We start from the raw sequence: 20,138 nt of genomic DNA, 5'->3' as shown, positions 1-20,138 counted from the left end.
GGCTTGGCCGGCGCTAGCGGGTCCACCCCGGCATGGACGGCGGGGCCGGCGGCGCGGGTGGGACCGGCGGCGCGGGCGGCAACGGCGGGCCTGGGGGCCAGGCAGCGAACGGCAACGGGGCACCGGCGGCGCCGGCGGGATGGCCGGTCAGGGCGGCACTGGCGGTCGCGGGGGCGATGGCGGCAAAGCTGCGGGTGGCGACGGCGGCAACGGCGGCACCGGCGGCGCGGCCGGCGCGGGTGGTGGCGGCGGCAGCGGCGGGGCCGGCGGCACCACCGCAAACGGCATCGGCGGAGACGGCGGAGACGGCGGCGCGGCCGGTGCCAGCGGTACCGCCGGCGCCGGCGGCCGAGGGCAGGCCGGGGTCTTGGTCACGACGGCGGCGCGGGCGGTACCGGCGGCGCAGGTGGCCATGGAGGCACCGGCGGGGGCGGCGGCGCGGGCGGTACCGCCACGGTCGGGGTCGGCGGCAATGGCGGCACGGGCGCCGTAGGTCAGTCCGGGGGATCCGGAGGCATCGGTGGTGATGCCGGCGTCGCCGGCTCCTCCGGAAATAACGGTGGCACCGGAGGTACCGGCGGTACCGGCGGCACGGGTGGGGACGGCGGCGACGGTGGTGACGGTGGCCACGGCAGCGTCATCGGCGGTAGCGCCGGCGCCGGCGGAGGGCCGGGCGGATCGGGCATTGGTGGCAGTTTCGGCGCAGGTGGCTTGCCCAACGGCGTCAGCGGTAGCAACGGCGCATTCGGCAGCCCCGGTAAGGCGGGCGACAACGGCGACCCCGGCTGATCACAGCCGCGACCAGGGTTGCGGGCGGGTCCTGAGCCGGAAGTAGGGTGATCGGCATGCGCGCAGCACGGGTGACACGACTGGACGGTCCGGACGCCATCGAGGTGACAGACGTCGACGAACCCACCGGCGACGGTGTGGTGGTCGACGTCCACGCGGCCGGGGTGGCCTTCCCCGACGCGCTGCTGACCCGCGGCCTCTACCAGTACCGGCCGGACCCGCCGTTCGTGCTCGGCGCCGAACTCGCCGGGGTGGTGCGCTCGGCGCCCGACGGTGCACACGTCAAGCCCGGCGACCGGGTTCTGGGCTTGACCATGCTGACCGGAGCGATGGCCGAGGTCGCGGTGCTGGCCCCCGACCGGGTGTTCAAACTGCCGGACAATGTCAGCTTCGAGTCCGGCGCGGGCGTGCTGTTCAACGACCTGACGGTGTACTTCGCGCTGGCCGTCCGCGGCCGGCTGGCCCAGGGCGAGACGGTGCTGGTGCACGGCGCCGCCGGCGGGATCGGCACCTCAGCGCTGCGGCTGGCGCCGGCGCTGGGGGCATCCCGGGTGATCGCGGTGGTCAGTTCCGAGGAGAAGGGTGAGATCGCTTCCGCGGCAGGGGCGACCGACGTGGTGCTGGCCGACGGGTTCAAGGACGCGGTCAAAGAGCTGACCAACGGCCAGGGCGTCGACATCGTGGTCGATCCTGTGGGCGGTGACCGGTTCACCGATTCGCTGCGCTCGCTGGCCCCGGCCGGGCGGCTGCTGGTCATCGGATTCACCGGCGGCGATATCCCGACGGTGAAGGTAAACCGGTTGCTGCTCAACAACATTGACGTGGTCGGCGTGGGCTGGGGCGCGTGGGCCGGCCGGCACCCGGGCACGCTCGAGGCACAGTGGGCCGCCCTCGAGCAGTTGTTCGCCTCGGGCAAGCTGGCACCGCCGGAGCCGGAGGTCTTTCCGTTGGAGGAGGCCGCGGCCGCGGTGGCGTCGCTGGAGAACCGCACCGCCAAGGGGAAAGTCGTACTGCGGGTGCGCTGACCCGGCCTGGCCGCGTCAACGCGAGGCTGATTGGGGCGCGACCGGCTCCCCCGCGATGGGCGATCGCACTCTTGCCTCAGCCCAAAACAAAAAGTAATGTCACTTTCAGTTTTGGTCGACCACTAAACGGAGCCTCCATGGAATCCTTCATCCACCTGCGCAAAGGCAAGACACCGCGGCGCGTCCACGCCGATCTCGACGGCCTCAAAGACGACGAACTGGGCCGCGGCGGTTTCACCGGGCGCACCGCCAACATGTACCGCCGCAACGACCCCACCGCCTACCATGCGGTCGGCCCACTGCGCCCGACCGACGTCCTGGCCGACCAGCTCAAGCCGAGCGATGCCACCGATCCCAACGGCGGTCCGCTGCTGATGTTCAGTAACGCCGACTGCCGGGTGCTGCTCAGCCGCCGCCATGAGGAGATGCCGTTCTACGCCCGGCACGTCGACGGCGACCTGTTGTGCTTCGTACACAACGGCTCCGGGCTGTTGGAGACCGAGTTCGGGCCGCTGCGCTACCGGCCGGGCGACTGGGTGTACATCCCGAAGGCCTGTACCTGGCGCCAAATCCCAGATAGCGAAACAACTTTGCTGATGATCGAGGCCACCGACGAGTTCCGGGCGCCCCCACCCGGCACGCTGGGCCGGCACTTCCCGTTCGACCCGTCGCAGGCCGTCATCCCCGACCCCGCCCCCATCGACGACGACGGCCGCGACCAGTACGAGGTCCGCCTGATCCATGAAGGTGGACCGACAACGCTTTATTACCAACACAATCCGCTCGACGTCGAAGGCTGGCGCGGCGACAATTTCGCGTTCACGTTCAACATCGACGACTACAACGTCGTCACCTCCGACAGCGTGCACCTGCCCCCGACCGTGCACCTGTTCATGCAGGCGACCGGCGTCTACGTGATGAACTTCCTGCCCAAGCCCGCCGAAACCGTGCCCGGTACCGAACGCACACCGTGGTATCACCGCAACGTCGACTACGACGAGATCGCGTTCTTCCACGGCGGCTCGCTCTACGGCATCCCGATGCCTCCCGGCCTCATTTCCCATGCGCCGCAAGGGGTTCATCACGGCGCGCCGGAGAAGGCCCGGGAACGAGCCCGACGCAAGTTCGACGATTACACCCGGGTCGACTGGCAGGTGATCGCCATCGACACCCGCCGACGACTCACGCCCTCCCCCGAGATACTGGCCAACGACCTAGGACAACACTGAACATGAACCACGCCATCGACGATGCAGAACGAAGTGATGAGGAGGAGTGGCGTCAGTGAACCCCGCCATCGACGATGCAGAACGAAGTGATGAGGAGGAGTGGCGTCGATGAAACACGCCCCCGTTAAGCACGACTACGACCGCATCCCCTATCTCGTTGCCTTCGCCAACAATTCGGGCGTCCGCGACGTCTACGGCGGCCTCGCCGAGATCACCGTGCTGGAGAGCTTTCTGCTCAAGCCCAAGGACCGGCCCAGCGACACCGTGCTGGTGTTCATGCACCCGATCGGCGGCGGCGCCTACCTGCCGATGATCAACGCGCTGGCCCGCGCCGGCCACCACGTCATCTACTGCAACAGCCGGTTTCGCGGCACCGACTCCGCGCTGCTGATGGAGAAGGTGGTCGAGGACCTCGGCGAATGCATCAAGGACGCCAAGAACCGCCTCGGCTATCGGAAGGTGGTGCTGGCCGGTTGGAGCGGCGGCGGCTCGCTGTCGGTGTTCTACCAACAGCAGGCACAGCACGCGACCATCACCTCCAGCCCGTCCGGCGACGGCCCTGACCTGACCCAGCTGGAGCTGCCGGCCGCCGACGGCATCATGCTGCTGGCCGCACACATCGCCCGGCACGGCACCCTGACCGAATGGCTGGACGCGTCCATCCTCGACGAATCCGACCCCACCAAACGCGATCCCGAGCTCGACCTCTACAACCCAGACAACCCCAACCAGCCGCCTTACACCGAGGAGTTCCTGGCGCGTTACCGGCAGGCCCAGATCGACCGCAACCGGCGCATCACGGCCTGGGTGCACCAGAAGCTGGACGAGCTGAAGGCCGCTGGGCGCCCCGACGACGAGTTCTGTTTCGTCGTGCACGGCACCATGGCCGACCCACGCTGGCTGGACCCGACGGTCGATCCCAACGAGCGCAAACCGGGAACCTGCTACCTGGGCGACCCGCAGGTGGTGAACATGAGCCCGGTCGGGCTGGCCCGCTACTCCACGCTGCGCGGCTGGCTCTCCCAGTGGAGTTACGACGAAGCCCGCGGCGACGGCGTGGCGTGCGGCAAGGACCTTGCGATCCCCGCCCTGGTCATCGGTAACCTGGGCGACGATGCATGCACACCCAGCCACACCCGGCGGCTCTTCGAGGCGATCGGGCACCCGGATAAGGAGATGCACGAAATCCACGGCGCCACCCACTATTACGCCGGCCCCGACCAGCGCGACAAGCTGCGCGAGGCCGTCGACATCGTGACCGACTGGCTCCAACGCCACGACTTCGCGGGGCCTGAATGACCGGAGCCCTGGACGGCATCAGAGTGCTCGAACTGGGCACCCTGATCGCCGGTCCCATGGTCGGCCGCCTGCTGGGCGACATGGGCGCCGACGTCATCAAGATCGAACCGCCGGGTGCCCCGGACCCGCTGCGCACCTGGGGCCAGGCCGAGGTCGACGGGCACCATGTCTTCTGGACCGTGCACGCCCGCAACAAACGCGCCGTCACCCTCGACCTACGCAAACCGCAAGGCCGCCAACTGTTCCTCGAACTCGTCGAGAAATCCGACATCGTGGTGGAGAACTTCCGTCCGGGCACGCTGGAAAAGTGGAACCTGGGCTACGAGGTGTTGTCCGAACGCAATCCGGGCATCATCCTGGTCCGGGTGTCCGGGTACGGGCAGACCGGGCCCGACGCGCACAAGGCCGGCTACGCCTCGGTGGCCGAGGCGGCCAGCGGACTGCGGCACCTCAACGGCTTTCCCGGCGGCCCGCCGCCGCGCCTGGCGCTGTCGCTCGGCGACACCCTGGCAGGTATGTTCGGCGCGCAGGGCGCGCTGGCCGCGCTGTACCGGCGCAGTGTCACCGGCAAAGGCCAGGTGGTCGACGTCGCGCTCACCGAATCCTGTTTGGCTGTGCAGGAATCCACCATTCCGGATTACGACGTCGGCGGCGTGGTGCGTGGCCCGTCGGGCACCCGGCTGGAGGGCATTGCGCCGTCCAACATCTACCGCAGCGCCGACGGATCCTGGGTGGTGATCGCAGCCAATCAGGACACCGTGTTCGCTCGGCTGTGCAAGGCGATGGACCGCCCGGAGCTCGCCACCGACGAGCGATTCGCCACCCACACCGCCCGCGGCCGCAACCAGGACGAGCTGGACGCCATCATCGGAGCCTGGGCCGCGCAGCGCCAACCCGATGACATCATCGAAACCCTCTCTGCCGCAGGCGTGATCGCGGGACCGATCAACACCGTCGCCGAGGTGGTCAACGACCCGCAGCTGCAGGCCCGCGGCATGCTGGTGCCGCACCACGACGAGCGGATCGGACGCGACGTGCTGGGGCCCGGGATCGTTCCGGTGCTCTCCGAGTCCCCCGGCCGGGTGCGCACCGCCGGCCCGGCCCGGCCCGGCCAGCACAACGCCGACGTCTACACCGGGCTGCTCGGCAAGACCGATGCGGAGCTCGAGACCCTGCAGAACGGGGAGGTGCTGTGACCCACATCGACATTCGCGAAGTAGCGCTGCGCGACGGACTGCAGATCGAGCAGCCGATCCCGTTGTCGGCCAAGCTGGAACTGCTCGCCGCGGTGGCGAAAACCGGGGTGCGCGAAGTCGAGGCCACCGCCTTCGTCTCCCCCACCAAGGTGCCGTCGATGGCCGACGCGGCCGAACTGGCCGCCGAGCTGTACAACTTCCCCGGCATCGAATTCTCCGCACTGGTTGCCAGCCCGAACGGCGCGAAACGCGCAATCGCCGCCGGCTTCAGGTCGATCGAGTACGTGGTGGCCGCCGACGACACGTTCAGCATGAGGAACGTCGGCCGCACCAGCACCGAGGCAACCGATCAGATCAGTGAGATCGTCGCCATCGCACACGGCAACGACGTCAGTGTCGAGGTCATCGTCGCCACCGCGTGGGACTCGCCGTTCGAAGGCCCCACTCCCCCGCAGCGGGTACTGGACATCGCTACCGCCGCCCGCGACCAGGGCGTGGACCGGTTCTCGATCGCCGACACCATCGGCACCGCGACCCCTGGCCGGGTGAGTTCGCTCATCTCGCAACTACTTCCGATCATCGGGGACCTGCCGTTGGGCGGACACTTCCACAACACCCGCGGCTCCGGGCTGGCCAGCGCCTACGCGGCGGTCACCGCCGGCGTGACCCGGCTGGACGCGTCGGTCGGCGGGCTGGGCGGTTGCCCGTTCGCGCCCGGCGCCACCGGCAACATCGCCACCGAGGATCTGGTGTACCTGCTGACCGACAGCGGCTACACGGTCGACGTCGACCTGCAGGCCGCCATCGCCGCGGCGCGGGTCGCGAAAGAAGCCGTCGGTCACGACCTACCGAGCGCTCTGCTACGCGCGGGAGACCGGATCCGCAGCTGATGCCCGCAGAACTGCTGAGCGCCAAAGGGCGGCAGACCCGCCAAGCCATCGAGCTGGCCGCTCGAAAGCTGTTCGCCGAACGCGGTTTTCACGGTACCACGTTGGCCGACATCACCTCGGCCGCGGGCAAGTCGCCGGCGGTGTTCTACCGTTATTTCACCGATAAGGAAGACCTGCTGGCCGGCCTGGCCGAATCGTTTCTGCACGAGGTGGTCGAACCGTCCGGGTGGGCGGTACCCCTACCCGAGTCACCGGCCGACGACGCGTTCTTCACCTCGGTGGTCACCGGATACTGGAGCATGTTCAAGCAGAACATCGGCATCATGATCGCCGTCGCGCAGCTGGCCACCACCCAGCCACGATTCGCGCACGTGCAGAACGAATTCCGGCGTTTTGGTATGGACATCGTGGCCGCCTCGGTCCGCCGCGCCCAAGAACAGGGCCACGCAACCGAACTCAACCCGGAGCACACCGCCGCGGCCATCGCGCTGCTGTTCGAGAACTTCACCACCGTATTCGTCGGCAAGCCCGATCCCCAGAAAGGCCTGGGCGTGACCATCACCGACGAGGACGCGATCGCCCTGCTGTCCCGAATCTGGCAGAAGACGCTGTACGGAAACTAAGGAGTAATCAACGTGGATTTCACTCTGCCCGAACATCTTCCGGGCCTGCTGGCCGAGATGGACGAGTTCATCGAGACCGAGATCAAGCCGCTGGAACGCGAGAACATCCAGTACTTCGACCACCGTCGGGAGAATGCCCGCACCGACTGGGACAACGGTGGTATCCCGCGCCGCGAGTGGGAGGACCTGCTCGGTGAAATGCGCCGGCGCGCCGACAAGGCGGGCTGGCTGCGTTACGGCCTGCCGTCGCAGTTCGGCGGCCGCGACGGCAGCAACATCGATATGGCGGTCATCCGGGAACACCTGGCGCACAAGGGACTCGGGCTGCACAACGACCTGCAGGACGAGTCCTCGATCGTCGGCAACTTCCCGCAGGTCATCATGATGGACCGGTTCGGCACCGACGCCCAGAAAAAGGAATGGACCGAGGCGCTGATCACCGGCCAACGATCGATGGCGTTCGGCCTGACCGAACCCGACCACGGATCGGATGCCACCTGGCTGGAGACCACCGCGGTGCGTGACGGCGACAGTTGGGTTATCAACGGCGCCAAGCGTTTCAACACCGGCGTGCATCGCGCCACCCACGACCTGGTGTTCGCCCGCACCTCCGGTGAGCCGGGCCAGGCCCGGGGCATCACGGCGTTCCTGGTGCCCTGTGACACCCCGGGCTTCACCATCCCGTTTTATTGGTGGACGTTCAACATGCCGACCGACCACGCCGAAGTCGAGCTGAACGACGTCCGGGTGCCCGGCGACGCGGTGCTCGGCGAGGTGGACCGCGGTCTGGAGGTTGGCCAGACCTTCCTGCACGAGAACAGGATTCGCCAAGCGGCCAGCAGCCTGGGGGCAGCCCAGTACTGCATCGACCGTGCCGTGTCCTACGCCGGCGAACGCATCGTGTTCGGTAAACCGCTGGCGGTGAACCAGGCGGTGCAGTGGCCGCTGGTCGAGTTGCAGACCGAGGCGCAGATGGTGCGATTGCTGGTCTATTACGCCGCAACACAATTGGACCAGAATCACCACATGGAGGTCTCCGACAAGGTATCCATGGCAAACTACCGTGCCAATCGACTGGTGTGCGACGCAGCCGACCGGGCCATGCAGGTGCTCGGCGGCATCGGCTACAGCCGACACGAGCAACTCGAACACATCTACCGCCACCACCGCCGCTACCGCATCACCGAGGGCGCCGAAGAGATCCAGATTCGCCGGGTTGCCCAGCGGCTGTTCAAGTTCGGCAAAAAGTGACGCTGGCCGACAGCCTGAGCACCTTGCTCACCGAGGTCACGGGCCGCCAGGTGAGAATCGACAACCTGCGGGTGCTGACCGGCGGGGCCAGCCGCACCACCTGGGCCTTCGATGCCGTCACCGACACCGACCGGCGCGCGCTGATCCTGCGCACCGGCCCGCCCGACGACATCCACGCCGGCATGGAACTGGAGGCCCGGGTCCAGGCCGCCGCGGCAGCCGCGGGGGCGCCCGTCCCGCACGTCCTGGTCGCCGACGATTCGGTTGCCGCCCTTGGCAATCCGTACCTGATCTGCGAGGAGATCAAGGGCGAGACGATCGTCCGGCGCATCCAGCGAGCGCTCGAAGATCCGCAGCGGCTGCTGCGCCAGTGCGCCCAGGCCATCGCGGCGATCCACCGCGCCGACCCCGCGATCCCCGGTTTGACCCGCGAAGATCCGATCGAGCATTCCCGACGGCAGCTCGACGACATGGGCGACACCACCGCCACTTTCGAGTGGGCGTTTCGCTGGTTGGACGCCCACCGGCCGCCGCCCACCCCGACGGTGTTGGTGCACGGCGACTTCCGGATGGGCAACCTGATCGTCGACGGATCCGACCTGGCCGCGGTACTGGACTGGGAACTGGTACACCTCGGTGAGGCCTACGAGGACCTGGCCTGGTTCTGCGTGCGCGCCTGGCGCTTCGGCGCTCCCGCCGGCCGCGGCGCCGGCGGGCTGGGCAGCATCGAGACTTTCCTGCGCAGCTACGAGGAGGCCGGCGCGACGACGGTCGACCGGGCGGCGTTTCACTGGTGGCTGGTGCTGGCGACGCTGCGCTGGGGAATCATCTGCCGGTATCAGGCCGAGCGCCACCTGAGCGGGCAGACCCGCTCGGTGGAGCTGGCCACCATCGGACGCCGGGTATGCGAGAACGAATGGGACCTGCTCGACCTGCTCGCGGAGGTCCCATCGTGAACCTGCACGGCCGGCCCACCGCGGCCGAACTCGTCGCCGCCGTCGCCGAATTCCTGGAGACCGACGTACGGGAGGCGACCACCGGCCAGGTCAACTTTCACGCCCGGGTGGCCGCCAACGCGCTACGCATGGTCGAGAGAGAACTGCGTGAGCCGGACGATTCGGACGTGCGGGTAGCGCTGGACCGCCTTGGATACCCCGATGAGGCGGCGCTGGCCGCCGCCATCCGCGCCGGCGAACTGGACGGCCGCGACGCGGACGTCACCGCCTGCCTGCGCACACTGGTACGCCACCGACTGGCCGCCGCCCACCCCGGATACGACAAGGAGCAACCATGACGGTCCTGGAAACGGCCGACCGGCTGTTCAGCGCGATCGAAGAGGGCGACAAGGCCGCGGTCGCGAACATGTGGAGCGACGACGTCACCGTGTGGCGCACCGGCCGCCGCCCCGAGCTGGTCGACGACAAGCCGCGGGCGCTACGGGTGATCAATTGGTTCATCTCAGCCACCACGCAGCGCGCCTACCAGATCCTGGACCGGGAGGTCTTCGACAACGGATTCGTCCAGCAGCACATCCTGCGCGCCACCGGGCTCACCGGTCAGGCGATCGCGATGCGGGTTTGCATCGTGATCAAGTTGGACACAGATGGTCTTATCAACCGAATCGACGAGTACTTCGACCCCGAAGAGCTCGCCCCGCTACTGGACCGGGATCCAAGATGACGACGCTGGAAACACTGCTCGCCGACCCCGACACCGTCGGCACCTGGGCGTTGCTGCCCGAGAAGTCCACCATCGGCTTCAAGATCAAGAACATGTGGGGGCTGGTGCCGGTCAAGGGCAAGTTCACCGAGTTCAGCGGCGCCGGCGAACTCACCGGCACCGGCGCGGTCAACGGCCGCATCGACATCCAGGTCGCGTCGCTGCACACCGGCATCGGACTCCGCGACAAACACCTACTGTCCGCCGACTTCTTCGACGCCGAACGCTTCCCGACGATCGCGGTCGTTGTCACCGACCTGAGCCCGGGGCCCGGAAAGGCCGCCGAAGTGAAGTCCGAGTTCACCATCAAGGGCGTCACCGAACCGGTGACGCTGCCGGCGACCGTCACCGAGCACGACGACGGATCGGTGCGTATCACCGGCCGCGGCGACATCGACCGAACCCGCTTCGACCTGGACTGGAACAAATTCGGTGTGATGGCCGAGACGGTCACCGTGTCGGCCGAAGCCGTCTTCGTGCGGTCGTCCAGCGGCGCGTGAATTACCATCTGCACGTGCCCGACTCGAGCAGCCCCCTGAAGATCCTCGTCTACAGCAGCAACGCGCAGACCCGCCAAGCAGTGATGCAGGCGCTGGGTAAACGGCTGCATCCGGATCTGCCGGAGTTGAGCTATGTGGAAGTCGCCACCGGCCCGATGGTGATCCGCACAATGGACGAAGGCGGCATCGACCTGGCCATCCTGGACGGGGAGGCTACGCCCACGGGTGGCATGGGAATCGCCAAGCAACTCAAGGACGAGCTGTCGAACTGTCCGCCGATCCTGGTACTCACCGGCCGTCCCGACGACGCGTGGCTGGCCAGCTGGTCTCGGGCCGAAGCGGCGGTGCCGCATCCGCTGGACCCGATCGTGCTGGGCCGCGCGGTACTGAGCCTGTTGCGCGCACCCGCCCTCTGACCAGGCGGTCAGCCCCGGAGTTGGATCTTTTCCTCGGCTTCGGGAGCTTCGGCCTGCGCCTGGTGGAACTCTCCCGGCTCGATCTCCGGGCGCAGTCGCAGCACCGATTCCTCGGCTGCCGAGTCTTCTGATTCCTTACCGGCCCGCTTGGCGCCGGCCGCCCGCAGCGGTGACACCGGGATGCCGGAGGCGCCCGCGGCTGCGGAGGCCGCCGCGGCCCCGACTCCCGGAGCCGCCGCGGCGGCGATGTCGGACGCCGCGCTGGGCAGCACGCTCATCGCCGGGATTTCCGGCGTCTCCGAAGCCGCGGTTTCTTCCGTCGCGACGGCTTCCTCGGACTTTTCGGAGGACTCTTCGGCCTTAGTGGGTTCGGCGGACTTCGCGGGTTCCTTGGACTGGGTCGGCATCGACGGGCTGTCGCCGAGCAGCCCGGCCATCGCCACGCCACCCATCGCCAGCGGCATCATGCTGAAGCCCCCGACACCCGAGCTCGCGACGCCGGTGTTGGCGGTGGTGGCACTCACGGCGCCGGCGTCTGCGGGGGCTACCGCGTTGCCGGCGGTGTAGGCGCCGGGATCGCCGCTGGTGTAGCTGGCCGGGGCCAGACCCGCGTCGGTGCTCCCCGCCCCACCGGCGGTGGTGGCCGCACCGCCGTCGGCGCTTCCCCCGCCGCCGGCCGCACCGCCGGCACCGCCGGCGCTCATCGGTCCCGCCCCGGTCGCGGCGCCAGCAGCCGCACCGCGCCGTTACCCGCGCCGGAGTTGGCCAGGCCGGCCAATCCCCGGCCAGGCCGCTGGTCAGCGCCGGGAAGCTCTGCAGCACGGTCTGCCACGGCACCACCTGCGCGGCCGCCGCCGCGGCGTCGGCGTAATACCCGGCCATGGCGGTGACGTCGGCGGCCCACATCTCCTCGTAAATGCTCTCGGCCAGCGCGATCAACGGCGCGTTCTGGCCGAACAGGTTCGTCATCACCAAGTTCACGAACGCATTGCGGTTGGCGTCCACCGCACTCGGATGGACAACGGCCGCGCGGGCTGCCTCGAAGGCGCTGACCACCGATCGCGCCTGTCCCGCCGCACCCATTGACTGCGACGCCGCCGCGGCCAGCCAGCCCGCGTAGGGAGCGGCGGCGGCTGCCATGGCCGCGGCTGCCGGTCCCTGCCATGCCTGTCCGGCCAGGTTGGAGATCACCGAACCGAACGACTCGGCGGCGGTACTCAACTCTGCGGCCAGACCGTCCCACGCCGCGGCGGCCTGCAACATCGGCCCACTGCCGGCGCCCATGAACATCTTCGGGGAGATGATCTCCGGCGGCTGCGTGAAAAAACTCACAGTTCGCGTCCTCCCAGATCGGCCGACGGCGCTCGCGACCTCGCAAATCGCCCCCGCTACAGTCTGCTTGTAAGGGTAACAACAACCGCTCCACGCGTCTGGCGGTCGCCGGAATCAGCGATATTTTGCCTGGCTGGGTATCAAAAACCGGCCGTCTGGACAGCGGCTTGGCGGTTGCCCGCCGGGCCGTGCGGCGCCGCCGCGAACCGCCACCGAACCCGGGCGACCCCGCGGTGTCTATGAGCTTGACCCCGGGCATGTGCTCGGGCGGTCGCGCGACTATGTTGAAGGTCACTGTGACGGCCCACAAGCCCGGTCCGTCACTACAGCCCAATCACCCGCTTGCCCGCCCGCGCTGGCGGCCCGTACGGACGGATCGTGGCGCGAGTTGAACGCCTACATACCCATCCTGGTGCTCGCGGCAGTTGCCGCGGCGTTTGCCATCGGCTCGGTCTTCCTGGCCAGCATCACCGGGCCGACCCGTTTCAACAGGTCGAAGCTGGCGGCCTACGAATGCGGGATCGAGCCGACGGACAGCCCGGTCAGCGGTCCGCACGCGGCCAGCGGTCAGCGTTTCCCGATCAAGTACTACCTGACCGCGATGTTGTTCATCGTGTTCGACATCGAGATCGTGTTCCTCTATCCGTGGGCGGTCAGCTTCGATTCGCTGGGAGTTTTCGCGCTCGTCGAAATGCTGGTTTTCATGTTGACGGTTTTCGTGGCCTACGCCTATGTGTGGCGCCGCGGCGGCCTGACGTGGGATTGAGGTAGGACGTGGGAATCGAAGAACAGCTTCCCGGTGGGATCCTGCTGTCCACGGTGGAGAAGGTGGCGGGCTACGTCCGCAAGAACTCGCTGTGGCCGGCGACGTTCGGGCTGGCCTGTTGTGCGATCGAGATGATGGCGACCGCCGGCCCGAGGTTCGACATCGCCCGGTTCGGAATGGAGCGGTTCTCGGCGACGCCGCGACAAGCCGACCTGATGATCGTCGCGGGCCGGGTGAGCCAGAAGATGGCGCCGGTGCTGCGCCAGATCTACGACCAGATGGCCGAGCCGAAGTGGGTGCTGGCCATGGGCGTGTGCGCCTCGTCGGGCGGAATGTTCAACAACTACGCGATCGTGCAGGGCGTCGACCACATCGTCCCGGTGGACATCTACCTGCCCGGCTGCCCGCCGCGGCCCGAGATGCTGCTGCACGCAATACTCAAGCTGCACGACAAGATTCAGGAAATGCCGCTGGGGGTCAACCGCGAGCGCGCCATCGCCGAAGCCGAAGAGGCGGCGATGGCGGCCCGGCCCACCATCGAGATGCGCGGGCTGCTGCGATGAGCTCACCGGACAAGGATCCGCAGGGCGCGGCGGTCACCCCGGGCGTCCAGGTGCCGGTGGGCGGCGAGGTGATCGACGTCCGCCGCGGCATGTTCGGCGTGTCCGGCACCGGCGACACCTCCGGTTACGGCCGGCTGGTTCGCAAAGTGACACTGCCCGGCGGCAGCCCACGGCCCTACGGCAGCTACTTCGACGACATCGCCGATCGACTGAGCGAGGCGCTGTCGCGCGACGGCGTCGAGTTCGACGAGGCGATCGAGAAGGTGGTGGTCGACCGCGACGAGCTCACCCTGCACGTGCACCGGGATCGGCTGGTAGAGGTCGCCCAGCGCCTGCGCGACGAACCGGAGCTGCGCTTCGAACTGTGCATGGGCGTCAACGGCGTGCACTACCCGCACGAGACCGGCCGCGAACTGCACGCCGTCTACCCGCTGAAGTCGATCACGCACAACCGCCGGCTGCGACTGGAAGTGTCGGCGCCGGACAGTGATCCGCACATTCCTTCGCTGTTCGCCGTCTACCCGACCAACGACTGGCACGAGCGCGAGACGTACGACTTCTTCGGCATCATCTTCGACGGGCACCCGTCGCTGACCCGGATCGAGATGCCCGACGACTGGCACGGGCATCCGCAACGCAAGGACTACCCGTTGGGCGGTATCCCGGTCGAATACAAGGGCGCGCAGATTCCTCCGCCCGACGAGCGGAGGGGTTACAACTGATGAGCACCACCGAAACTCTCGTCGTCGCCGGCGGTCAGGACTGGGACAAGGTCGTCGACGCCGCACGCAACGCCGACCCCGGCGAACGCATCGTCGTCAACATGGGCCCGCAGCACCCGTCCACCCACGGGGTGCTGCGGCTGATCCTCGAAATCGAGGGCGAGACGGTCACCGAGGCCCGCTGCGGAATCGGCTACCTGCACACCGGAATCGAGAAGAACCTCGAATACCGGTACTGGACGCAGGGCGTCACCTTCGTCACCCGAATGGATTACCTCTCACCGTTTTTCAACGAAACCGCGTACTGCCTGGGCGTGGAGAAGCTGCTCGGCATCACCGAGCAGATCCCGGAGCGGGTCAACGTCATCCGGGTGATGATGATGGAGCTCAACCGGATCTCCTCGCACCTGGTCGCGCTGGCGACCGGCGGGATGGAGCTGGGCGCGATGACGCCGATGTTCGTCGGCTTCCGGGGCCGCGAAGTGATCCTGACCCTGTTCGAGAAGATCACCGGCCTGCGGATGAACAGCGCCTACATCCGGCCCGGCGGCCTGGCGCAGGACCTGCCGCCCGGCGGGGCCGACGACGTCGCCGAAGCCCTCGTACAACTCCGCAAAATCCTGCGCGAGATGGGCGACCTGCTCAACGAGAACGCGATCTGGAAGGCCCGTACCGAAGACGTCGGATACCTCGATCTGACCGGTTGTATGGCCCTGGGCATCACCGGCCCGATCCTGCGCGCCACCGGTCTGCCCTACGACCTGCGCAAGAACGAGCCGTACTGCGGCTACCAGGACTACGAGTTCGACGTGATCACCGAAGACACCTGTGATGCGTACGCGCGCTACATCATTCGCGTCAAGGAGATGTGGGAGTCGATCAAGATCGTCGAACAGTGCCTGGACAAGCTGCGGCCCGGCCCGACGATGGTCGAGGACCGCAAGATCGCTTGGCCCGCAGACCTTTACGTGGGCCCCGACGGAATGGGTAACTCCCCTGAGCACATCGCCAAGATCATGGGCAGCTCGATGGAAGCGCTGATCCACCACTTCAAGCTGGTGACCGAGGGCATCCGCGTTCCGGCCGGACAGGTCTACACGGCGGTGGAATCCCCGCGCGGCGAACTCGGCGTGCACATGGTCAGCGACGGGGGCACCCGGCCCTACCGGGTGCACTATCGCGACCCTTCCTTCACCAATCTGCAGTCGGTGGCGGCGATGTGTGAAGGCGGGATGGTGGCCGACCTGATCACCGCGGTCGCCAGCATCGACCCCGTGATGGGCGGGGTGGACCGGTGAGCGCGCCGTCCGCGTCGAACAGCGGCGAGCGGGTCTTCATCCGGCTCGGGCCTCCCCCGTCGGAACCCAACCAGTTCGTGGTGGAGGGCGCCCCGGAGTCGTATGCGCCGGAGGTGCAGGCGCGACTGGAACTCGAGGCCAAGGAGATCATCGCCAAGTACCCGAACAAGCGGTCGGCGTTGCTGCCGCTGCTGCACCTGGTGCAGGGCGAGGACTCCTACATCACCCCGGCCGGAATGGAGTTCTGCGCGCAGCAACTAGACCTGACCGGCGCCGAGGTATCGGCGGTGGCCAGCTTCTACACCATGTATCGGCGCGGTCCCACCGGTGACTACTTCGTGGGTGTCTGCACCAATACGCTGTGCGCGGTGATGGGCGGCGACGCAATCTTCGACGACCTCAAGGAATACCTCGGCATCGGCAACGACGAGACCACCCCCGACGGATCGGTCACGCTGCAGCACATCGAATGCAACGCCGCCTGCGATTTCGCGCCGGTGGTGATGGTCAACTGGGAGTTCTACGACAATCAGACCACCGAGTCGGCGCGCCGGCTCGTCGACTCGCTGCGGTCCGGTGAGCCGGTGCCCCCCACCCGCGGGGCGCCGCTGTGCAAGTTCCGCGAGACCTCGCGCATCCTGGCCGGTCTGCGCGACGAACGCCCCGACGAAGGCCAGGGTGGGGCCGGCGCGGCCACCCTGGCCGGCCTGCGGGTGGCACAGGACAACGATATGCAGGCACCCCCCGTTCCGGGCAGCGCGCCGGAAGGCAAAGCATGACAACACCTTTGACGCCGGTCATCAGCCGGTACTGGGACGACCCCGAGTCGTGGTCGCTGGCGACCTACGAACGTCATGACGGCTACCAGGCCATGAAGAAGGCCCTGGCAATGGACCCCGACGACGTGATCACGACGGTCAAGGACTCCGGACTGCGCGGTCGCGGCGGTGCGGGATTCTCCACCGGCACCAAGTGGTCGTTCATCCCGCAGGGCGACTCCGGCGCCGCCGCCAAGCCGCACTACCTGGTGGTCAACGCCGACGAGTCCGAACCCGGTACGTGCAAAGACATTCCGCTGATGCTGGCCACGCCGCACGTGCTGGTGGAAGGCGTGATAATCGCCTCCTACGCGATCCGGGCCAGCCACGCGTTCATCTACGTGCGCGGCGAGGTGGTACCGGTGTTGCGCCGGCTGCAGAACGCGGTGGCCGAGGCCTACGCCGCCGGTTATCTGGGCCGCGACATCGGCGGCTCCGGTTTCGACCTGGAGCTGGTGGTGCACGCCGGCGCCGGCGCCTACATCTGCGGCGAGGAGACCGCGCTGCTGGACTCGCTGGAAGGCCGCCGCGGCCAGCCCCGGCTGCGGCCACCCTTCCCCGCCGTCGCCGGCCTCTACGGCTGCCCGACGGTGATCAACAACGTGGAGACCATCGCCAGCGTCCCGTCGATCATCCGCAACGGCGTCGACTGGTTCCGCTCCATGGGCACCGAAAAGTCACCGGGCTTCACGCTGTATTCGCTGTCCGGGCACGTCACCCGGCCCGGCCAGTACGAGGCGCCGCTGGGAATCACGCTGCGCGAGTTGCTCGATTACGCCGGCGGCGTGCGGGCCGGGCACCGGCTCAAGTTCTGGACCCCGGGCGGGTCGTCCACGCCGCTGCTGACCGACGAACATCTCGACGTCCCACTGGATTACGAAGGAGTCGGCGGGGTCGGCTCGATGCTGGGCACCAAAGCTTTGGAGATCTTCGACGAGACCACCTGCGTGGTGCGGGCGGTGCGGCGCTGGACCGAGTTCTACAAGCACGAGTCCTGCGGCAAGTGCACACCGTGCCGCGAAGGCACCTTCTGGCTGGACAAGATCTACGCACGACTGGAAAACGGCCAGGGCACCCGCGAAGACCTCGACAAGCTGTTGGACATCTCCGACGCGATACTCGGAAAGTCGTTCTGCGCGTTGGGCGATGGCGCCGCCAGCCCGGTGATGTCCTCGATCAAGTTTTTCCGCGACGAATACCTCGCCCATGTCGAAAGAGGCGGATGCCCGTTCGACCCCCGAGACTCCATGCTCTCGCCGGACGGAAAGGCGTGACCTGCCGATGACCACGACTTCTGATGCGACCGACAAGACCGGCGAGGCGACCCCGCCGGACATGGTGTCGCTGACCATCGACGGCGTCGAAATCAGTGTTCCCAAAGGCACTTTGGTGATCCGCGCGGCTGAGCTGATGGGGATTCAGATTCCCCGGTTCTGCGACCACCCGCTGCTCGACCCGGTCGGCGCGTGCCGGCAGTGCCTGGTGGAGGTGGAGGGCCAGCGCAAGCCGATGGCGTCGTGCACCACGGTGTGCACCGACGACATGCAGGTGCACACCCAGCTCACCTCGCCGGCCGCCGATAAGGCCCAGCACGGCGTGATGGAACTGCTGCTGATCAATCACCCGCTGGACTGTCCGATGTGCGACAAGGGCGGTGAATGCCCGTTGCAGAACCAGGCGATGTCCAACGGCCGCGCGGAATCTCGCTTCACCGACACCAAGCGCACCTTCGCCAAGCCGATCAACATATCCTCGCAGGTGCTGCTGGACCGGGAGCGGTGCATCCTGTGCGCCCGCTGCACCCGGTTCTCCGACCAGATCGCCGGTGACCCGTTCATCGACATGCAGGAGCGCGGCGCGCTGCAGCAGGTCGGCATCTACGCCAACGAGCCGTTCGACTCCTACTTCTCCGGCAACACCGTGCAAATCTGCCCGGTGGGCGCGTTGACCGGGATGTCCTACCGGTTCCGGGCCCGTCCCTTCGACCTGGTGTCCAGCCCGAGCGTGTGCGAGCACTGCGCGGGTGGCTGCGCCGAGCGCACCGACCATCGACGCGGCAAGGTGATGCGCCGGTTGGCCGGCGACGACCCCGAAGTCAACGAGGAATGGATCTGCGACAAGGGCCGCTGGGCGTTCACCTACGCGACCCAACCCGACGTCCTCACCACGCCGCTGATCCGCGACGCCGACGGGACGCTGCAGCCCGCGTCGTGGTCGCACGCGATCGTGGCCGCGGTGCAGGGACTCGACGCGGCCCGCGGCAACACCGGGGTTCTGGTCGGCGGCCGGGTCACCTGGGAAGACGCCTACGCCTACGCAAAGTTCGCGCGAATTGTGTTGGGCACCAACGACATCGACTTCCGCGCCCGACCCTTCTCGGCCGAGGAGGCCGACTTCCTGGCGGCGCACGTCGCCGGGCGGCCGGTCACCGTCAGCTTCTCCGACCTGGAGACCGCCCCGGTGGTGCTGCTGGTCGGGTTCGAGCCCGAGGAAGAGTCGCCGTCGGTGTTCCTGCGGTTGCGAAAGGCCGCCCGCAAGAACGGTGTTCCGGTCTACGGGGTGGCGCCGTTCGCCACCCGCGCCCTGGCCAAGATGTCCGGCCGGCTGCTGCGCACCGCGCCCGGCGCCGAGCCCGCCACGCTGGACGGCTTGACCGACGGCGAGGTGGGAGAGCTGCTGCGCAAACCCGGCGCGGTCATCATGGTCGGGGAGCGTCTGGCCACTGTTCCCGGCGGCCTGACGGCCGCGGCCCGACTGGCCGAGGCCACCGGCGCCCGGCTGGCCTGGGTGCCCCGGCGCGCCGGTGAGCGGGGCGCGCTGGAAGCCGGCGCGCTGCCCGGCCTGTTGCCGGGCGGTCGCCCCGTCGCCGACGACGCCGCCCGGGCACAGGTCCTCGCCGCGTGGCACGTGGACGAATTGCCTACCGCGCCAGGGCGGGACGCCGACGGCATCCTGGCCGCCGCCGCCGACGGCACCCTGGGTGCGCTGCTGGTGGGCGGCATCGAGCCCGGCGACTTCGCCGATCCCGAGGCGGTGCTGGGCGCACTCGATGCGGCGCCGTTCGTGGTCAGCTTGGAGTTGCGGCACAGCGAGGTCACCGAACGCGCCGACGTGGTGTTCCCGGTGGCGCCGACCACGCAGAAGCCGGGCGCGTTCGTCAACTGGGAAGGCCGCTACCGCGGCTTCGAACCGGTGTTCCGTGGCACCACCGTGCAGGCCGGCCAATCCGATCACCGGGTGCTCGACACGCTGGCCGACGAGATGGGCATCTACCTCGGCTGCGCCTCGGTGGAGTCGGCCCGCGAAGAACTGGCGGCGCTGGGTACCTGGGACGGTGAACGCCCGGCCGGGCCGTCGGTCCAGGCCGCAGCGCCCGCCCAGCCCGGCGCCGGCGAAGCGGTGCTGACCGGCTGGCGGTTGCTGCTCGACGCCGGCCGCGGCCAGGACGGCGAACCGCATCTGGCCGGAACCGCGCGCCAACCCGAGGTGCGGCTGTCGCCGGACACCGCGGCCGAGATCGGCGCCGCCGACGGTGAACCCGTCACGGTCAGCACCCCGCGCGGCTCGATCACATTGCCGCTCAACATCACCGACATGCCCGACCGGGTGGTGTGGTTGCCGTTGAACTCGCCCGGCTCGGCGGTACACCGGCAACTGGGCGTGACCGCAGGCAGCGTGGTGAAGATCGGGGCGAAATCATGA

General features: G+C 68.3%; 22 protein-coding genes and 1 pseudogene. 19 read left to right on the top strand and 4 right to left on the bottom strand.

The genetic code is table 11. From position 1 onward, the window contains the following. Positions 1–147 precede the first annotated feature (147 nt). Complete coding sequence (locus tag L6444_RS30460; RefSeq protein WP_459551910.1) at positions 148–630, bottom strand: hypothetical protein; 483 nt, start codon at positions 628–630, stop codon at positions 148–150. A gap of 215 nt (positions 631–845) precedes the next feature. Between L6444_RS30460 and L6444_RS07375 the strand changes: the two genes are divergently transcribed. The 12 genes from L6444_RS07375 to L6444_RS07320 all read left to right on the top strand — a co-directional run bounded on the left by L6444_RS07375 (position 846) and on the right by L6444_RS07320 (position 10,937). After that, positions 846–1,814, top strand: a complete 969-nt coding sequence (locus L6444_RS07375; RefSeq protein ID WP_236981528.1) for an NADPH:quinone oxidoreductase family protein — start codon at positions 846–848, stop codon at positions 1,812–1,814. A gap of 137 nt (positions 1,815–1,951) precedes the next feature. After that, positions 1,952–3,043 (top strand): homogentisate 1,2-dioxygenase, encoded by a 1,092-nt coding sequence (locus L6444_RS07370; RefSeq protein WP_236981527.1) that lies wholly within the window; start codon positions 1,952–1,954, stop codon positions 3,041–3,043. 108 nt (positions 3,044–3,151) lie between these two features. Continuing rightward, positions 3,152–4,342, top strand: coding sequence for an alpha/beta hydrolase (locus tag L6444_RS07365; protein ID WP_236981526.1), 1,191 nt, complete (start codon positions 3,152–3,154; stop codon positions 4,340–4,342). After that, entirely contained in the window at positions 4,339–5,538 is a 1,200-nt protein-coding gene (locus L6444_RS07360; protein ID WP_236981525.1) for a CaiB/BaiF CoA transferase family protein, read from the top strand. Before L6444_RS07365 ends, L6444_RS07360 begins: the two co-directional genes overlap by 4 nt. Positions 5,539–5,543: 5 nt before the next feature. Further along, entirely contained in the window at positions 5,544–6,428 is an 885-nt protein-coding gene (locus tag L6444_RS07355; RefSeq protein ID WP_236983896.1) for a hydroxymethylglutaryl-CoA lyase, read from the top strand. Further along, on the top strand, positions 6,428–7,051 hold the full coding sequence (locus tag L6444_RS07350) for a TetR/AcrR family transcriptional regulator (protein ID WP_236981524.1): 624 nt from the start codon (positions 6,428–6,430) through the stop codon (positions 7,049–7,051). Before L6444_RS07355 ends, L6444_RS07350 begins: the two co-directional genes overlap by 1 nt. A 12-nt stretch (positions 7,052–7,063) precedes the next feature. Next, positions 7,064–8,302 (top strand): acyl-CoA dehydrogenase family protein, encoded by a 1,239-nt coding sequence (locus L6444_RS07345; RefSeq protein ID WP_236981523.1) that lies wholly within the window; start codon positions 7,064–7,066, stop codon positions 8,300–8,302. Between the two features lie 14 nt (positions 8,303–8,316). Then, positions 8,317–9,258: a phosphotransferase family protein gene (locus L6444_RS07340; RefSeq protein WP_370653152.1), complete on the top strand. Its 942-nt coding sequence runs from the start codon at positions 8,317–8,319 to the stop codon at positions 9,256–9,258. Further along, positions 9,252–9,596 carry a DUF6285 domain-containing protein gene (locus tag L6444_RS07335; protein ID WP_236983894.1) on the top strand — a complete coding sequence of 115 codons (345 nt, stop codon included), beginning with the start codon at positions 9,252–9,254 and terminating at the stop codon, positions 9,594–9,596. Before L6444_RS07340 ends, L6444_RS07335 begins: the two co-directional genes overlap by 7 nt. Then, positions 9,593–9,982, top strand: coding sequence for a nuclear transport factor 2 family protein (locus L6444_RS07330; RefSeq protein ID WP_236981521.1), 390 nt, complete (start codon positions 9,593–9,595; stop codon positions 9,980–9,982). The genes L6444_RS07335 and L6444_RS07330 overlap by 4 nt, the downstream gene beginning before the upstream one ends. After that, on the top strand, positions 9,979–10,521 hold the full coding sequence (locus L6444_RS07325; protein WP_236981520.1) for a YceI family protein: 543 nt from the start codon (positions 9,979–9,981) through the stop codon (positions 10,519–10,521). Before L6444_RS07330 ends, L6444_RS07325 begins: the two co-directional genes overlap by 4 nt. 14 nt (positions 10,522–10,535) lie before the next feature. Continuing rightward, positions 10,536–10,937 (top strand): Rv3143 family two-component system response regulator, encoded by a 402-nt coding sequence (locus L6444_RS07320; RefSeq protein ID WP_236981519.1) that lies wholly within the window; start codon positions 10,536–10,538, stop codon positions 10,935–10,937. A gap of 8 nt (positions 10,938–10,945) precedes the next feature. Here L6444_RS07320 and L6444_RS07315 read toward each other — a convergent pair whose 3' ends face one another. From L6444_RS07315 to L6444_RS07310, 3 genes and pseudogenes are all read right to left on the bottom strand, one after another. Next, positions 10,946–11,641, bottom strand: a complete 696-nt coding sequence (locus L6444_RS07315) for a hypothetical protein (RefSeq protein WP_236984669.1) — start codon at positions 11,639–11,641, stop codon at positions 10,946–10,948. After that, the gene (locus tag L6444_RS30055; protein WP_255731340.1) at positions 11,638–11,769 is read right to left on the bottom strand and encodes a hypothetical protein; all 132 of its coding nucleotides are present in this window, start codon (positions 11,767–11,769) and stop codon (positions 11,638–11,640) included. The genes L6444_RS07315 and L6444_RS30055 overlap by 4 nt, the downstream gene beginning before the upstream one ends. Next, positions 11,754–12,227: pseudogene (locus L6444_RS07310) on the bottom strand (PPE family protein); the annotation flags it as partial. The pseudogene L6444_RS07310 and the gene L6444_RS30055, both read right to left, overlap by 16 nt. A gap of 430 nt (positions 12,228–12,657) precedes the next feature. On the opposite strand from L6444_RS07310, the gene L6444_RS07305 reads away from it, so the two are divergent. Genes L6444_RS07305 through L6444_RS07275 form a run of 7 tightly spaced genes read left to right on the top strand, consistent with a single transcriptional unit; the run spans position 12,658 to position 20,138 of the window. Beyond that, positions 12,658–13,035, top strand: a complete 378-nt coding sequence (locus L6444_RS07305; protein WP_236981518.1) for an NADH-quinone oxidoreductase subunit A — start codon at positions 12,658–12,660, stop codon at positions 13,033–13,035. A gap of 8 nt (positions 13,036–13,043) precedes the next feature. After that, positions 13,044–13,598, top strand: a complete 555-nt coding sequence (locus L6444_RS07300) for a NuoB/complex I 20 kDa subunit family protein (RefSeq protein ID WP_236981517.1) — start codon at positions 13,044–13,046, stop codon at positions 13,596–13,598. Then, positions 13,595–14,320 carry an NADH-quinone oxidoreductase subunit C gene (locus L6444_RS07295; protein WP_236981516.1) on the top strand — a complete coding sequence of 242 codons (726 nt, stop codon included), beginning with the start codon at positions 13,595–13,597 and terminating at the stop codon, positions 14,318–14,320. Before L6444_RS07300 ends, L6444_RS07295 begins: the two co-directional genes overlap by 4 nt. Then, on the top strand, positions 14,320–15,618 hold the full coding sequence (nuoD, locus tag L6444_RS07290; protein WP_236981515.1) for an NADH dehydrogenase (quinone) subunit D: 1,299 nt from the start codon (positions 14,320–14,322) through the stop codon (positions 15,616–15,618). Before L6444_RS07295 ends, nuoD begins: the two co-directional genes overlap by 1 nt. Then, entirely contained in the window at positions 15,615–16,397 is a 783-nt protein-coding gene (gene nuoE, locus L6444_RS07285; RefSeq protein WP_236981514.1) for an NADH-quinone oxidoreductase subunit NuoE, read from the top strand. The genes nuoD and nuoE overlap by 4 nt, the downstream gene beginning before the upstream one ends. Next, positions 16,394–17,710, top strand: coding sequence for an NADH-quinone oxidoreductase subunit NuoF (nuoF, locus tag L6444_RS07280; protein ID WP_236981513.1), 1,317 nt, complete (start codon positions 16,394–16,396; stop codon positions 17,708–17,710). Before nuoE ends, nuoF begins: the two co-directional genes overlap by 4 nt. Positions 17,711–17,717: 7 nt before the next feature. Next, entirely contained in the window at positions 17,718–20,138 is a 2,421-nt protein-coding gene (locus L6444_RS07275; protein ID WP_236981512.1) for an NADH-quinone oxidoreductase subunit G, read from the top strand.

Origin of the sequence: Mycobacterium kiyosense (genome assembly GCA_021654635.1) — a bacterium.
In the GTDB taxonomy this organism is placed as follows: domain Bacteria; phylum Actinomycetota; class Actinomycetes; order Mycobacteriales; family Mycobacteriaceae; genus Mycobacterium; species Mycobacterium kiyosense.
The sequence above is the reverse complement of the archived record's forward strand: the minus strand, read 5'-3'. Positions and strand labels throughout refer to the sequence as shown.